10 protein-coding genes and 6 pseudogenes are annotated in these 14292 nt (G+C 60.7%); 8 read left to right on the top strand and 8 right to left on the bottom strand.

All coding sequences use genetic code 11. The features are described 5' to 3' along the window. Positions 1-38: 38 nt before the first annotated feature. From SO139_RS33630 to SO139_RS33610, 5 genes are all read right to left on the bottom strand, one after another. Positions 39-1046, bottom strand: coding sequence for a tyrosine-type recombinase/integrase (locus SO139_RS33630; RefSeq protein WP_498541313.1), 1008 nt, complete (start codon positions 1044-1046; stop codon positions 39-41). After that, positions 1043-1975, bottom strand: coding sequence for a tyrosine-type recombinase/integrase (locus SO139_RS33625; protein ID WP_498541312.1), 933 nt, complete (start codon positions 1973-1975; stop codon positions 1043-1045). The genes SO139_RS33630 and SO139_RS33625 overlap by 4 nt, the downstream gene beginning before the upstream one ends. After that, positions 1972-3210 carry a tyrosine-type recombinase/integrase gene (locus SO139_RS33620; RefSeq protein ID WP_498541311.1) on the bottom strand — a complete coding sequence of 413 codons (1239 nt, stop codon included), beginning with the start codon at positions 3208-3210 and terminating at the stop codon, positions 1972-1974. Before SO139_RS33620 ends, SO139_RS33625 begins: the two co-directional genes overlap by 4 nt. Before the next feature lie 504 nt (positions 3211-3714). Continuing rightward, positions 3715-4920: an IS91 family transposase gene (locus tag SO139_RS33615; protein WP_498541310.1), complete on the bottom strand. Its 1206-nt coding sequence runs from the start codon at positions 4918-4920 to the stop codon at positions 3715-3717. Positions 4921-4930: 10 nt separating this feature from the next. Beyond that, positions 4931-5812 carry a site-specific integrase gene (locus tag SO139_RS33610; protein WP_498541309.1) on the bottom strand — a complete coding sequence of 294 codons (882 nt, stop codon included), beginning with the start codon at positions 5810-5812 and terminating at the stop codon, positions 4931-4933. 234 nt (positions 5813-6046) lie between these two features. Here SO139_RS33610 and tnpB point away from each other — a divergent pair. Further along, positions 6047-6280, top strand: a pseudogene (gene tnpB / locus SO139_RS33605) (IS66 family insertion sequence element accessory protein TnpB); the annotation flags it as partial. Between the two features lie 122 nt (positions 6281-6402). Beyond that, positions 6403-7881 carry an IS66 family transposase gene (gene tnpC / locus SO139_RS33600; RefSeq protein ID WP_254113322.1) on the top strand — a complete coding sequence of 493 codons (1479 nt, stop codon included), beginning with the start codon at positions 6403-6405 and terminating at the stop codon, positions 7879-7881. Positions 7882-9040: 1159 nt separating this feature from the next. Here tnpC and SO139_RS33595 read toward each other — a convergent pair. Together SO139_RS33595 and SO139_RS33590 are read right to left on the bottom strand one after the other, a co-directional pair. Beyond that, positions 9041-10300: a D-amino acid dehydrogenase gene (locus SO139_RS33595; protein WP_498541308.1), complete on the bottom strand. Its 1260-nt coding sequence runs from the start codon at positions 10298-10300 to the stop codon at positions 9041-9043. Beyond that, positions 10287-10607 (bottom strand): hypothetical protein, encoded by a 321-nt coding sequence (locus tag SO139_RS33590; protein ID WP_498541307.1) that lies wholly within the window; start codon positions 10605-10607, stop codon positions 10287-10289. The genes SO139_RS33595 and SO139_RS33590 overlap by 14 nt, the downstream gene beginning before the upstream one ends. An 845-nt stretch (positions 10608-11452) precedes the next feature. Here SO139_RS33590 and SO139_RS33585 point away from each other — a divergent pair. From SO139_RS33585 to SO139_RS33560, 6 genes and pseudogenes are all read left to right on the top strand, one after another. Beyond that, complete coding sequence (locus tag SO139_RS33585; RefSeq protein ID WP_498541306.1) at positions 11453-11938, top strand: transposase; 486 nt, start codon at positions 11453-11455, stop codon at positions 11936-11938. Positions 11939-12000: 62 nt separating this feature from the next. Then, a pseudogene (locus tag SO139_RS33580) lies at positions 12001-12108 on the top strand (hypothetical protein); the annotation flags it as partial. 70 nt (positions 12109-12178) lie between these two features. Next, positions 12179-12247: pseudogene (locus SO139_RS33575) on the top strand (hypothetical protein); the annotation flags it as partial. Beyond that, positions 12222-12368 (top strand): annotated as a pseudogene (locus SO139_RS33570) (hypothetical protein); the annotation flags it as partial. The pseudogenes SO139_RS33575 and SO139_RS33570, both read left to right, overlap by 26 nt. A 49-nt stretch (positions 12369-12417) precedes the next feature. Continuing rightward, complete coding sequence (locus SO139_RS33565; RefSeq protein ID WP_498541305.1) at positions 12418-12780, top strand: transposase; 363 nt, start codon at positions 12418-12420, stop codon at positions 12778-12780. 680 nt (positions 12781-13460) lie between these two features. After that, positions 13461-14012 (top strand): annotated as a pseudogene (locus tag SO139_RS33560) (IS110 family transposase); the annotation flags it as partial. Here the strand turns inward: SO139_RS33560 and SO139_RS33555 are convergent. Beyond that, positions 14012-14209: pseudogene (locus SO139_RS33555) on the bottom strand (transposase); the annotation flags it as partial. The pseudogenes SO139_RS33560 and SO139_RS33555 overlap by 1 nt on opposite strands. Positions 14210-14292 lie beyond the last annotated feature (83 nt).

Genomic DNA, 14292 nt, shown 5'->3' with positions numbered 1-14292 from the left:
AGCGCCGGCCACGTCAAGGTTGCTCCGCCACATAATAATCAGATGCTGGCAAGCAGCTGCAGGACGGCGTCGTTCGGCCGGAATCGTGAGCTGCGGTCGCCTGAGACGCCCGCCTTCTCGAGTCCCCGGCGCATCATCTCGACATCCGCGGCGGCGTAGCGGTGGGTTGTGGCGACCTGAGCATGGCCAAGCCAGGCCTGGATCGTGAGGAGGTCCACGCCTGACCGGAGAAGCTTCATGGCGAGGGAATGACGGAAGATGTGCGGCGATATGGGCTTGCCCTCCAAGCTTGGCGTGATGGACACGGCCTGAGAGACTGCACGCCGGACGATGTGGATCGCGCCAAAGCGCGTCAGGCGCTCGTTGTGCGCCCCGACAAAGATCGGCCGCGGCTCACGATGGGCCACGCCGCGCTCGCTCAATAAGGCCGTCAGCGATCGCAGCAGATCCTGAGGAATGGGAACGACGCGGTCGCGACGCCCCTTGCCGCGAAGCAGTACCTGCGGGCGTCCTCGCTCCAACTGAAGGTCGCTCGCGTTGACGCCGGTCGCTTCGGACACGCGGGCACCGGTTCTCGCCAAGAAGAGTAGAAACACCCGGTCGCGCCGGCCGCGGGGCGTCGTCTGATCAGGGGCGGCAACGATGGCGTCGACTTCGGCGCTGGTGAGGTGGTGCGTCACTGCAATGTGCGCTCGTTTAGTGGGGATCGTCAGAACCCGTTGAGCGACGCCGAAGGAGGCGGGATCGGCGGCGGCGACGTGATGGAAGAAGGATCGGATCGCGGCTAGTCGGGCGTTGCGCGTTGCAACGGAGTTGTTCCGCTTCTCCTCGAGCTCATCAAGAAAGGCGAGAACGAGGTCCCGATCGAGATCTTCAAGGTCCAGCGCCGCCGGCTTCTTCTGCAAACGCGCCGCGGCAAAGAGGATCAGCATGCGCAAGGCGTCGCGATAGCTGGCCAGGGTCGCGGAGGTGGCGTTGCGCTGCTTGGTCAGCCGACGACGGAAGTACGACTCCAGGAGCGGCGCCAGAAGGAGATGTTCGCTCATGCGGTGCCTCCGTCGAGAAAGGCGCGTTCAGCCGCGATGGCGAGAAGATCCGACGAACCGGTGAGGTAGTAGGCCGTGTCGCTGTAGCTGGCATGGCCGAGATAGGTGGCGAGCAAAGGCAGCAGCGCTTGAACATCTGCGCGCTGTTGGTGCCAAAGCTTGAGCCTGGTCACCGCGAACCGGTGCCGGAGATCGTGGGGTCGCAGGGGCTTATCGTCATCGAGACCCGCGAGCTTGCGGGCCTTCGCGAAGTTGCTTTGCAGGCCGGCCGCCGACAGACGGCAGCCTCGCGAGCTGAGAAAGAAGGCCTCGTCTTTGGGCCTGGAAAACACGGCGTCGCGCTCCCGGGCATATCGTTGAAGGGCTGCCTGGGTCGTGGGGTGAACAGGAACCAGGCGGTCTTTACGGAACTTGGTCTTACGGACGAGGACGACCCCGTTGGTCAGATCGACGTCGCCGCGATCAAGCCTGACCACTTCGCCCGATCGTAGCCCCGTGCTGGCCAACAGTCCGATCAACGTCGCCATCGTGCGGCCGCTGAGAGGGATCCTTGGCGAAATGAAGCTGCATGCGTCGATAAGCGACGCCAGCTCAGCCTCACTTAAGATGCGCGGCGGCGGAATCGCCCTGGACCTAGGGAAGGCTCTGCGCTCCAAGGCCTCGGTCCGGGGAGCGTAGACGGTCAGGTACTCGTAAAATCGGCGGAGCACGCCGTGACGAACGGCGCGACTGTTGGCGGCGCCGCCGAACGACAGGACGAAGTCCAGCGCCATCGTCCGGGTGGCGGGCGCATCCCACCGAGAGCGCTCGACGTAGCGAACGAAGGCCCGCAGCGTGCCAGCTTGCTTGTTGAAGGCGTAGCCGAGGGAGCGGCGCAGCTCGATATACCGCTCGACCTTCTCGCCGAGGAATGCGGCGAAGGCAGTCATGCGGCGCCTCCCGGAAAGGGGAGCGCGACCTCAGCGAGCTGCGAGGCCGCGACCTTCACGTACAGCGCCGTTGTGTTGATACTTCGGTGCCCTAGAAGATCGGCGACCTCGTTGATCGGTCTTCGTCGCCCGACGAGCTGCGTGGCTAGACTGTGGCGCAGGAGATGCGCGCCTCCGACGCGACCGAGCGCGACCCCGCTATGCCGCAACCGCTTCCGCACGATCCTCGAAACCGGCGACGCAGACTTGAACGGTCCCACGGGCGGCGTGAAGGACAGGAACAGATATGAACTATCGACCTTCGGTCGAGCCCGCAGGATGTAATTGGCGAGCGCGGCGCCGGCCTCCTCGAGGAGCGGGGCCACCCGGTCACGCTTGCCCTTGGTGCGCCGGACAAAAATCTCGCCAGCTCGCCAGTCGATATCCTGGAGCTGAAGGGCGCGCAGCTCGCCGTTGCGAATGCCTGTGGTGGCGAGCAGCAGCAGGACGGCCCGATCGCGAAGGTCGATCGGCGTCGCCTTGCCGATCGCATCGATGGCGCGGCGAACATCATCCCACGAAAGCCGGGGCGGCAAATGGGCCAGACGCCAATGGGACGTTCTTGGAACAACGGAGGCCAGATCCTGCTCGTGGTGGCCAGCCCAATGCAGAAAGCGGAGAAACGTTCGGATGTGAGAGGTCGCCGCCGTGCGAGTGGCGGAGGTCGCCGAGAGCAACAGCCGATACTCGACGGCAGCAAGGACATGCTCCGCCGTCAACGCCTTGAGGTCTTGGCCGGGGTGGCGATGGCGGAGCCAATCGAGAAAGCGCCGCGCGCCCAAGAGAACGCCATCGCGGGACTTTGGCTCAAGGCCTCGTACCCTGCTGAGATAGTCCGAAAAGGAGCTCAAAAGCGGGGCGTCCGGATCATCGACTACACTGGGCACCGAAGCAATGAATCGTTCGGGCGCCACCCGCCGCGCGTGTTGAAGCGCAGAGACTGCCGCAATCCGCGGCGAGTCCGTGGTGAACGTGCGTAGATAGCTATCGACGATAGCTTCGCCGATCGGCCGTGAACCGCAATGTGTTGCAGCAAAATGGCTGAACCGCGCAATCCGGCTCAGATAAAGCTTAGCGGATGCTTGCTTGTAACCGAGCGAGAAAAAGTATTCCGCGATGCGATCCATCTCGGCGCCGAGCGCCCCGGTACGAAGGCGCTTGAGCACCCCGCGATACGAAAAAAAGAACTCGAGCATTGTGCCCCTCTGGTGTTGCGGCGCAGGGGGATCCTGCGTCCGCGCGAGAGGCACCAAATATTATGTGGCGGAGGAATCCAGCCGTGGCCGGCCCAGGCAGGCGTTAGGGCGCCTCCGCCACATAATGTCGTCCGACACATAATAGAGAGCGTTTTTAGATTGGCGGCGCGTGGTTCGGTACCCAACACGAGCACTCGCGAGGGGCGCCGGTAATCTAAAAACGTGTTGGACGAAGTCGCGGGCACGCCGCTGCAGCTATGGGTGTTGAATCACTGCGCCGTTATTTGTGAAACGTCGTGATCTGTACTGGAGGCAAGTCCAAAGCGGACATTATCATGAAAGTACTGGGTGGAAGCGACATCTGGGAAGCGAAGTAGCCGAAAAATGCGAAGCGCCGGAGGTTTGACGTCGGAAGAACGACAACAGGGCATCTATCGGCTGCCACGGCGGCCGGAAGAATTGCGAAATGGAAGGTGGCGGTTCTTGGTTGATCGAGGTCTCGCATCAAGAAGTGTCCGGTGAACGAGCGGCACTGAACGAACCTGGCTGCAAGACCTCGACGCACACCATGTGGCCTTGATGACAGGATGGACATTGACGCAAGGAAGCGGCATTGCAGTGCTCAGCCTTCTCGGGGTAATCGGATAGCTCTTCCGGCTCCGAATGAGCATCGGCGGACATCATTCCGAGCAGTTCACGGCAGCGAGCGAGCTTTTGCTTGCGGTAGCGGTTACCCAGAAAACCATAGTAGCGAATACGTTTGAAGCCTTCGGGTAGGACATGGATGAGGAAACGCCGAATGAACTCCCCGGCGTCCAGCGTCATTACTTTCTGCTGGCTTCCGTGGCGGTAATCCATCCATCGAAAGCGTACTTTGCCGTCTTCGATATCGATGACGCGGCTGTTGCTGATCGCTACCCGATGCGTATAACGGCCGACATAGTGCACAACCTGTTCGGCGCTGCCAAAGGGCGGCTTGGCGTAGATAACCCAATTGATTCTGCGGACATCGTTCAGATAACGCTGAAACGCAGCCGGATCACGCAACGGTTCCAGCGACGAGAAGAATTGTAGCTCGCCGGTGTCGAACGACTTTTGCAAGGCGCTGAGAAATAGGCGCCGGAACAGACGGGAAAGCACGGCCACGGGAAGAAAGAAGCCGGGCCGGCACGCGATCCAGCGGCTGCCATCCGGGGACAGTCCTCCTCCAGGAACGACGCAATGGAGGTGGGGATGGTGAAGGAGGTTCTGGCCCCAAGTATGAAGGACAGAAAAGAACCCGATCTCGGCACCGAGGTGCTTGGGATCGGCAGCGATAGTCCGCAAAGTCTCTGCAGCTGTGCGGAACATAATATCGTACACGGTGCCGGCATTCTGGAATGCGATCGCTGCGATTTGGTCGGGTATGGTGAAAACAACGTGAAAATACTGCGTATCGAGAAGCTCCGCTTGTCGGGCCTCGATCCATTCTGCCCGCGCGAGCGATTGGCACTTGGGGCAGTTGCGCGAGCGGCAGCTATTGTAGGAGATCCGCCGCTCTCCGCAGTGATCGCACTGCTCGACATGGCCACCGAGCGCGGCCGTTCGACAGCGCTCGATCGCCGTCATTGCTGCACGCCGTTCGGTCGATAGAGACCTCCAGTGCTGCTCGCGCCAGGCAGCACCATAGCGGCGGAAGATATCCGCCACTTCCGGACCTGAGCGTCCCATGGGGCCGCCGTCAGAAATGTTCAGGCGGCGGCGGTGGTGGTGCCTTAGGGATTGGGCGCGGCAGCAGCTCCAGCGGGCTGGTCGCCGCGCAGACTTTGTTCGTGGCTATCCGGAGATATTGCGCGGTTGTGGACAGGCTGCGATGGCCAAGCAAGAGCTGGATGGTGCGAAGATCGGTGCCGGTCTCGAGTAGATGAACGGCGAAGGCATGCCGCAGCGAATGCGGCGTCACGGGCTTGGCAAGGCCCGCTAACCGATGCGCCTTGCTGCAGGCGTCCTGCACCGCGTTGGTCGATATCGGCTCGTTGGGGATACCGCCGGGAAACATCCACGTCCTCGGCCGGACGGCGCGCCAATAGTCGGTCAGTGTCTCCAGCAACCGTGCCGAGAGCATGACGTAACGGTCCTTCTTCCCCTTGCCTTGATCGACGCGTAGCACCATCCGCTGTCGATCGATGGCCCCCGGCTTTAGACGTACCGCTTCGGAAATGCGCAGACCGGCGGCGTAGCATGTTGTCAGGATCACTTGATGCTTGAGGCTCTCCACGCAGCCGAGGAAGTGCAGCACCTCTTCGGGACTGAGGATGACGGCGAGCGTCTTGGGCACCTTTGGACATGCAATGATGAGGTCGAAATCCCATTCGAAGCCGAGCGTGACACGGTACAAGAAACGGAGCGCTGAGACGGTCACGTGGATCGACTTCGGCGCCAGCTTCTTCTCGTTCGTTAGATAGACTTGGTAGGCGCGGACATCTTCCGGCCCAAGCAACGCCGGCGACTTCGCAAAATGGCGGGCGAACTGCGAAACCTGCAGCAGATAGGATTCCTGCGTGTGCGGTGACAAGTTGCGGATCTGCATGTCGTTTATCATGCGTAACCGAAGCGGCGTCATTGAAGGCTCCTTGGCAAAAAAAACGAAAACTGCCCGAGGGCAGCAACGCCATCTTGCTCGAAGCCAAGCCTATGAACGCTGCAAATTACGTCTCACCATGGCACGCCAAAGCGGTTACAGTTGCTTCAGCCGCATTCCTTCATCCGACGATGGGCCACCCTTGCCGAGTGTTCTGCCGCGGAGCGGCTTCGTCCAAGTGGGGTTATGTTGTGCGCAACATAACCCCATTCGGGTGCTGTTTATGTGTTCCGTGCCAAGCGGGCGGACCGGATCAAGCTGATCTTCTGGGACGGTACGGGTTTGTGCCTGTTCGCCAAGCGGCTCGAGGAAGGCGTCTTCCGCTGGCCGAAGATCGAGGATGGCGTGATGCGTTTGTCGGCGGTGGAATTGTCGGCGCTGCTCGAAGGGCTCGATTGGCGGCGTGTCCACGCGGCACGGGAGACGGTCGTCCCGACGCAAGCCGGATAGTTGTGGGCCGCGCTGCGGCGAAGTGAATCAGGGGCATCGAGCACGTCGTCAGGCGAGCGCGAATATGCTCTGATTTGCCTGTGAGCGATAACCTTCCTGATGATCCCGAGACGCTGAAGGCGATGCTGCTGGCCGAGCGGCACGAGAGCGAGCGGCTGCGCCAGATCATCAAAGAGCTGCAGCGTCATCGCTTTGGCCGGAAGGCAGAGTCGCTTCCCGAGGAGCAGATGCTGCTCGGTCTCGAGGACGTCCAACAGGTTGCGGCCTATACGGAAGCCAGCCAGGACGAGACAGCACCGGAAGGGCGAGCGGAGCGCGCGCGCAAGCGCCGCAACAATCGCGGAGCACTACCGGCGCATCTGCCGCGGATCGAGGTCGTGGTCGACCTCGACGCCAAGACCTGCCCCTGCTGCAAGGGCGACCTGCACCAGATCGGCGAAGACAAGAGCGAGCGGCTGGACATGGTGCCGGCGCAGTTCCGCGTTGTCGTCACCCGACGTCCCAAATACGCCTGCCGAGCCTGCGAAGATGGCGTCATGCAGGCCGAGGCTCCGGCCCGCTTGATCGAGGGCGGACTGCCGACGGAGGCAACCGTCGCCCAGGTTCTGGTGTCCAAATATGCCGATCATCTGCCGCTCTACCGGCAGGCCCAGATCTATGCCCGCCAGGGCATCGCTCTCGATCGATCGACACTGGCGGACTGGGTGGGGCATGCCGCCTTCCATCTGCGCCCGCTGCATGAGCGCCTTCTCACGGTGCTTCGCGCGAGGTCCAAGCTGTTCGCCGACGAGACGACGGTGCCGGTGCTCGATCCAGGCCGGGGCCGCACCAAAACCGGCCAGCTCTGGGCCTATGCCGCCGACGACAGGCCCTGGGGCGGTCTCGATCCGCCAGGCATCGCCTATGTCTATGCACCCGACCGCAAAGCCGAGCGGCTGTTCAGCCATCTTGCCGGCTTCAAGGGCGTCCTGCAGGTCGATGGCTACAACGCCTACCCAAAGCTTGCCGAACGTGGCGAGGTCGAGCTCGCCTTCTGCTGGGCGCACATGCGGCGCAACTTCTACGAACTCGCGACAGCCGGCCCCGCTCCGATCGCGAGCGACGCGCTGAAGCACATCGCCGCATTCTATGGGATCGAGAAGGAGATCCGCGGCCGCAGCGCGGAGGAACGTCGCCTCGTGCGGCAGCAGAAGAGCCGACCACTGGCTGATGCCTTCGAGGTATGGCTGCGCGCCAAGCTGGCTCTCATCAGCCAGAAGATCAAGCTCGCCGACGCCATCCGCTACGCCCTCTCGCGCTGGCAAGGCTTAACTCGCTTCATCGATGACGGCCGCATCGAACTCGACAACAATACCGTCGAACGATCAATCCGTGGCATCAAGCTCAGTCGCAAAAACGCACTATTTGCTGGATCCGACGGTGGTGCCGAGCACTGGGCTGTCGTCGCGTCCCTGGTCGAGACCTGCAAGATCAACGACGTCGATCCGCTCGCCTATCTCACCGATGTCCTGACCAGGATCGTCAACGGGCATCCAAACCGCGACATCGACCAGCTACTGCCCTGGGCCTACCGCGCTCAAGCCCTCAAAGCCGTGGCCTGAGAACGACGCTTACGTTTGGGCCATATCCCTCTGGAATGATCGTCGCGGTGACGTGGTGCGCTGGCCCTACCGCCTTCGGCAAAACGATTGACCCGCGTATCGTTCAGTTGAGCCAGTTATGCACTCTGATAAGAAGACTAAAAGTGCAAGGACTCGGCAATCGAAGAGGCTCATCTAGAATTCAGCTAACGAATGCGACGGCCGAGATAGTATGCCATGTTCACTCGCGACGTGGGTGGTTGTGAAGTCAACACTAATGAGCAGGACATCTCAAGCGGCGGTGTCTCGCGCCTGCGACAGGAGCGTCCTGAACGTTTTGTGTCCATACTGTGCAAAGCGGTGCGCTCCGAAATGTCTTGGTCGCGGCTGGCAATCTTCGCTGATTATGCCCATTTTATTCAGAACCAAACCGTGGGAGGAGATAAGGATACGATATGGCCGACGCCCCGAAGCCCCAGACGTTCAACGTCGGCGGAATCACCGCGCTATTCCCGACAAACTACGTTCCGCGGTATTTGGCTTGAAGCTTGCTTTCGAATGTGGGGGCCCTGGCCCGTGGCGCCTCGTGGTCGATGACATAGATGACGTCGGCGGATACGGTCGCTGGTCCAGACCGCGCTGATGTTGCCGGTCATGCTGATCTCGATGGGGCCGGCGCGATCGCCGACATTTATGGCCGACACGTCTTATGGTTAGTTTGGCTCCCCATTTTGCTTGCAGACGCGATCGCGTTGACAGATCTCGTCTGGCTCTGCCCGGTTGCGCCAAACCTTTTGCGGCGTTGTGCTTTATCAATGGCAGCCCGGCAATCGTCAGTCTGCAAGCAGGTGCCTCGGCCGCCGCGATGGCGACGCTGAACGGCATCAGCTAACATGTATAGGAACTGGCCCACGCTACAAAACGAGGTCAGCCTGCTGTTACAAGCATTTGGTAGCGCTCAGGGTTCGTCCCTGGACTCCTCCCCATCGTGAGTGTACAAAGCCGCTATGTGACGGTGGAGCAACTTTAACGTTGGGAGTCTGCTCCAACAAGGTGAGTTACCAGAGCAACAGCCGCATGATTCAGTCGCAAGTGATTTGCCGCTGTTGTTTCCAGGTCGGACAACTCACGGAATATTCGAACCCGTTCCCAATCCATCAACTATTATTTCCGCACACTCTTACACGGCATTCCGGCTCGCTGTAATCAGCGCCGCAACTGCATCGGCCGTCACGGCCGACAACGTCCACCCAAGATGCCCGTGCCCGGTATTGTAAAACACACGTGGATCGCGCCCCTGCATGACGCGTGGCAGCATGTCCGGCATCATCGGCCGAAGACCGGCCCAGGGTACAACACTTCGGGTACTCATGTCGGGAAACCGCAAGCGGCACCATTCCATCAATGGCTCGATACGCGCTGCCCGGATATCCATGTTTATGCCGTTGAACTCGGCTGTGCCAGCCACTCGGAACCGCGTCTTACCAAGTCGGCTCGTAACGATTTTGGCGCGATCGTCGACCAAGCCTGTCCACGGCGCCGCCTGCTGGTCTAAGCTCTCGGTTAGATGCACAGTGATCGAATATCCTTTCACCGGATAAACGTTGACGCGATCGCCGACGGTAGCGGCAAGCCGTCGCGAACCGACACCGCTGCAGACGACAACGCGATCGAACTGGTCGACACACATCCTCGCGTCTTCTTTGGGGGCCGTAGATCTCCAATTTACGTATACATTCTTGCTTCCATTCAGGCCGATCGACAACACCTCGGTTGAAGGGTTCAGTGTTGCACCGAGTCTTTCACAAGCGCGAGCGAGACCTGTAGTGAATTTGTGAATGTCGCCCGTGAAATCGGACTCCGTGTAGAAACCGCCATAGAACGATCCCCTGAGAGTGGGTTCAATCGATCTGATATCTTCAGGGCTCAGCGCGCGGCGATCGAGCCCCCCTTTTGCGAGCAATGCGGAAAGCTTCGCCGCTGCCTCGAACTCTGATTTGCTGTGGTAGAGATGTAGAATACCGCGATCTTCGAAATCAAACTCGATGTTTTCCTCCTGTGCCATCCGCCTTAGGTGATGACGCGACGCGATCGCCAACCGCACCGTAGTGAGGGTATTCTCTTCATATTTCGGGATGCAAGCGACGAACTGCGCCATCCAAGAGAGTTTGTGCCAAGACGGCTTTGAACCGACCAGAAATGGCGCACCCGGCGAGAACATCCACTTGATACCCTTGAGGACGGTGGCCCAACTGTTCCAGACCTCGGCGTTAGAGGCGGAGAGCTGGCCACCATTCGCCAAGGACGTTTCCATCGCCGGATAGCGCTGACAATCAAATACGACCACCTTGCACCCATGCTTGAGCAAGCTATAGGCGGTAGTGATGCCGGTGATGCCTGCGCCGATGATGGCGACGCGACAATGATCAAAGACGCTCACAGGTGTACTTCTCCCGCGCTTCGCGCCTCCCGCTATCATTACCAAACCCCTCTCGCCTGCACATCCGTGCAGCAACTTGCACCGGTGCGACGAGAGCGTGATTTTCGGAGCCTGGGGAGTAAGCGTCCCTGTTGGCGCCGGAACCGACATTGCTGCAGCGCACCCGCGAAAGCAGAGCGGGCGCTTGCTTGAGTTCAACGACCGGCCGAAAATAGCGGAGATAGGACGTCACCGCCGTCATGCAGCGCGCCGAGAAGCAGCGCAGCTCTTTTTGGGGGCCGAACTCTGCAGCATCGATGCCAAGCATCGCAAGTCGCCGCTGCATTCGCCGTGAACAACATGACCGACGCATTCCTACGTGACGGTAACGTTCGAACGCTGTAACGCAAGCCCGGCCTCGCGGTCGTTCCGAGAGAGCTGCAGGCGAATTACTACGTATGAAGCAATCAAATGCGATTATCGACACTCGCGCTTGCTCCCGTGCTGGTCAGGCATAATCATCGCTCCAATCGGCTGCAGGATACCTGCGCTTTTCGGGACAGGACGCACTTTTGCGGCTCCAACAGGGGAATACTTCGCCGTGTAGCGGCAACTGCATAATAGTCCTGTGCTGGACCGCGCATTCTTTCGCGGACAATCGGTAATTCCGCCCAGCGCCCGGCCCGCAGTGGGCCATCACCTGGGAGGCGGGGCAGAGACTCGGTTGAGCATGCTCTCATGCGCTAGTTGGGATACGACCTGTACGCGACGAGCGATCGCTCACTGGGAGTCGTCCGATTTGCTTGCAATGGCGGTGGTGACGATGACCTTGGGTTTGCTGCCACCTATGAGCGGCGATAGCGAGCTGGCTTGCGCACGACGTCGCGAACGCCCTGGACAAGAGCTCGTTACCGTCAAGCTTGCAATTGATGCGGACCTGCACGCGGTCCATGGTCCCCGCGGGCGAGACAGTTCGTTCGATTGCAGATGCGCTTCAGATCAGTCCTTCTTGTGTGACGAAGTGGAAGAATCTGCGGCAGGAGATCGGAGGCGTTTCGCTCAGCAAGATCGGCGGTCACAAGAAGCCGGTCCTACCAGCACCAACGCCGACTGGCTGCGCAAACGCATTCGCTCCGGACCATTTACTTTGCGGAAGCTGAACGTGCGGGCGGTATGGACGTTCGTTCACGCCGACGGGCTGAGCTTAAAAAAACACTCCGGCCGGCCGAACAAGACCGTCCCGATATCGCGCGTAAACGGACGCGCTGGAAGGTCCATCAGGACAGGATCGAGGCCTCACGCCTGGTCTTTATCGACGAGACCTGGATCAAATCCAACATGGCGCCATCGCGCGGGCGGGAGCCGCGGGTAGCGTCTTGCGCTTTTGGCCATTGGAAGACCATGACCTTCATTGTAGCACTGCGCCACGACCGGATCAGCGCGCCCTGTGTCATCGACGGTTCCATCAACGGTGAGTTCTTCACGCTCTATGTCGAGAAAGTGTTGGCGCCCACCTTGGCAAAAGGCGAGGTCGTCATTCCCGACAATCTCGGCACCCATAAGAGCAAGTCTGCCCGCAACGCCATCCGCGCCAGAGGAGCGCATCTACTCTTCCTGCCGCCCTACAGCCCCAACCTCACCAGCCGCGCAGAAACGTGATTCGAAGCTACTTGTCGCAAGATCGGCGAACTCCTCGATATCTTCTCAAGAGCGTGGAGCCGATGGCGGCGGTGACGGCTCCGGAACGGACGGCCGCCCAGCATCAATCGCTGCTGCATTTCGTCGGCAGCGGCACCTGGTCGGATGAGAAGGTGCTGGGCAAGGTACGCGAGATGGTCCTGCCGGCGATTGAACGCCAGGGCCCGATCGAAGCTTGGATCATCGATGAGATGAAACCGGATTTCCCAAGCAGGGGCGACATTCGTTGGAGTTGCACGGCAATATTGCGGGCAGCTCGGCAAGCAGGATAGTTGCCAGGTGGCGGTGTCACTGTCGATTGCCAACCACCACGCCAGCCTGTGTCGCCTATCGCCTTTGTCTTCCGAAGGAATGGACCGAGGATTGCGATCGGCGGCGCAAGGCGGGCATTCCTGCCGAAGTCGGCTTCCGGACCAAGCTGGAGATCGCACTGGAGTCAGTTGCAGTGGGCCTGTGCGACCGGGCTTCCGCGCGATGTCGTGCTGATGGACGCGGGCTACGGCAACAACAGCGATCTGCGCACGGAGATCACGGCGCTGGGATTGACCTATGTGGCGGGTCTTCTGTCGAGCACAACGGTGTGGGCGCCCGGCACCGGTCCCTTGCCGCCGAAGCCATGGTCGGGCCGCGGCCGGCCCCCGAAACTGATGCGCCGCAACCGTCAACATCGGCCGGCCGCCGTCAAAGCGCTCGCGCTCGGCCTGCCGGCCAAAGCTTGGCGCACCATCAACGTGGCGGCAAGGAACGAACGAAAAGCTGAGCTCGCGCTTTGCCCGCGTGCGGGTCCGTGCCGCGCACCATGATTATTGGCAAACCACCCAGCGATTGGAGGAATGGCTGCTGATCGAATGGCCGAAAGGCGAGGACCAGCCTACCAAATACTGGCTCTCGACATTGCCGGAGGATGTGGCATTCCGGACTCTCGTTGAGACGGCTAAATTCGCTGGGCATCGAACGCGACTATCAGGAACTCAAGCAGGAGGTCGGGATTGGCCACTTCGAGGGGCGCCGCTGGCGCGGCTTTCATCATCACGCAACGATGTGCATTGCAGCCTTCGGATTCCTGATCTCCGAGCGGGAGACGAATTCCCCCTCAGGCGCTCGGCGCGCCCGGCCGATCCCGCTCGCTCGCGTTCCCGCAGATTACAGACCCCGCGGTTCTGCCGCTACGGACCCAACGTCACATTCCAGATTCGATCACAACGATGCGACGGCGACTCGAACAAGGGCTCGTCCGAACGCTATCGAGATGTCCTTGTTGTGCAATCAAGTTCGCCCATTCCACAGACCACCGTTTGTGACGCAGTAAGACTAGTAGAGGATGCTCTTTCAGATCGCAGAGATTTCGAGCTCTAGGCGTCGATCCCTGCAATTTTTAAGTCCGTATGTCCTGAAGCGCCAGCATAGCGGCGCCATCGGTCTCCGTCACAGTCGAGCCGCCGCCGCGTATGAAGGCGCGGCGGCTCGACATCGGAGAGTGTAGATGCAGAAGATTCTTTACGTGGGGCTCGACGTTCACAAAGTCAGTATTTCTGTGACCGTCGCGGAGGAGGGACGGAGCGGGACGGTGGGTTTCATCGGAGCGGTCCCAAACACGCCGGCAGCGTTATCTAAGCTGAGCAAACGGCTGGCTAAGGATGGCCATCGACTGGAGTTTTGTTACGAAGCTGGCCCTTGCGGCTATGGCATACATCGGCAGCTGACCAGTCTGGGACATGGTTGCACTGTTGTTGCGACATCCATGATTCCGCGCAAGCCGGGGGAGCGGATCAAGACAGATCGCCGTGACTCCCAGAAGCTGGCAATTTTGCACTGGTCGGGCGACCTCACGCAAGTGTGGGTCCCAGACGAGGGACATGAGGCAATGCATGATCTCACCCGGGCTCGGATGGATGCATCCATGCATCTCATGCGGGCGCGACAGCAATTGCTGGCATTTCTGCTGCGCCACGGCCGCACCTACGATACCGGAAAACATTGGACTCAACGGCATCGTTCGTGGCTTGCGGGCCAGACATTCGATCAGCCCGTGCACCGAGGCGGATAGCGATAGCTCCAGGCGGCCTCGATGAGCATGCGCCGAGCCTCGCTGTTGCCGGTTTTAGTGATACCACCACGCCGGATCCGCCCACCACTCGACTGCTCCGAGGGCACCAGGCCGAGATACGCCATCAAATGGCGAGCACTCTCGAAGCGAGCCAGATCGCCGATCGCGGCGACAAATGTTGCGGCTGAAATGTGAGCGTCACGGGAAGCTCACCGTGCCGGGCCTTGACTCGCGCGGAATGCTCTGGATAGCGCGGTCGGGATGATTG

The sequence above is a fragment of the Bradyrhizobium sp. UFLA05-89 genome (genome assembly GCF_059803475.1).
The sequence above is the reverse complement of the archived record's forward strand: the minus strand, read 5'-3'. Positions and strand labels throughout refer to the sequence as shown.